This is a genomic window from Streptomyces sp. NPDC032161, from assembly GCF_040636995.1.
GTDB lineage: Bacteria > Actinomycetota > Actinomycetes > Streptomycetales > Streptomycetaceae > Streptomyces.
This window is the reverse complement of record NZ_JBEZVN010000128.1, coordinates 1-1,020: the sequence shown is the minus strand read 5'-3', so window position 1 is coordinate 1,020 and position 1,020 is coordinate 1. Positions and strand designations below refer to the sequence as shown.

Genomic DNA, 1,020 nt, shown 5'->3' with positions numbered 1-1,020 from the left:
CCTGGTTCGGGTCCCCGAAAGGGCACGGCAGCGACCCTGCGGCGGCGCCCGTGACACCCGCCAAGGACGCCCGGACGTCCGCGGGGGTCTGACCCGACACCAGATGCGCCCCGCCATTGCCCGGTGGCCGTCGCCGCTACGCCCGGCCCCGACGAGCGGCGCCGGTACAGTCCGCGCCGGCCAACCCTCCCGGGCGGCCGGTGCGAGACCCGGGAACACGGTGCCCCCTCCGCCCGCCGGGGACCGCAGGACCACGGTCTCCGGCCACGGACAGGCCAGGATCCGCCGATCTCACGAAACCGGCCAACGCCGATACCCGGGAGGAGATAGGGATCGGGGGAGCACCCCGGCGCACGGGCGCCGGGCCCCGAGAACCGTACGAGGAGAAGCCGTCTTGCCTCAGATCCATCCGGTCGCCAACGGCCTGCGTACTGACCACCCTGTCCCGGGCCTGCCGTTCATCAGCGATGAGCGGCTGCCCCTGCACAACCCGGACGCGATCGAGCGGACCGGCCGCAACCAGGGCACAGGGCTGTGGGGCCGCATGGCCCCCCTGGCGGGCGGGGGCTGGGTGGCCTTCTCCACCGAACCGAAGAACCGCACCTACGCGTGGGCCGTCCGCTACCACCCCGAGCACGGACACACCGTGCTGCTGATCCGCGACAAGGACCTGAGCGGCCTCCACAACGCCTGGAAGCACGGGGAGGGCGGGTTCCTCTTCCGGTACGGCGGATACTGGTGGAACGGTACCGCCTGGCACCGGCCCAGCCAGGTCTGGGACCGGGCTTTCGAACAGTTCGACGCGCGCCCGGTACCGCGACTGGCGGCTGACCGCGATCGACGGCACCACATTTGACCTGCCCGACACGAAGGCGAACGTGGAGGCCCTTCGGGCCCTGACCCCGGATCTTGGACACCGGAGAGACTTGGATCTTGATGGTCCAGGAGAACGGAGTCCCCGTGGGGATGAAGCACTACCCCGCCGAGTTCAAGGCGGAAGTAGTCGCGCTGTACCGGTCG

1 protein-coding gene is annotated in these 1,020 nt (G+C 71.1%); it reads left to right on the top strand.

Features of this window, described 5'->3' with window-relative positions; genetic code table 11:
* Positions 1 to 394: 394 nt before the first annotated feature.
* On the top strand, positions 395 to 856 hold the full coding sequence (locus AB0E67_RS36520; protein ID WP_362035174.1) for a hypothetical protein: 462 nt from the start codon (positions 395 to 397) through the stop codon (positions 854 to 856).
* Positions 857 to 1,020 lie beyond the last annotated feature (164 nt).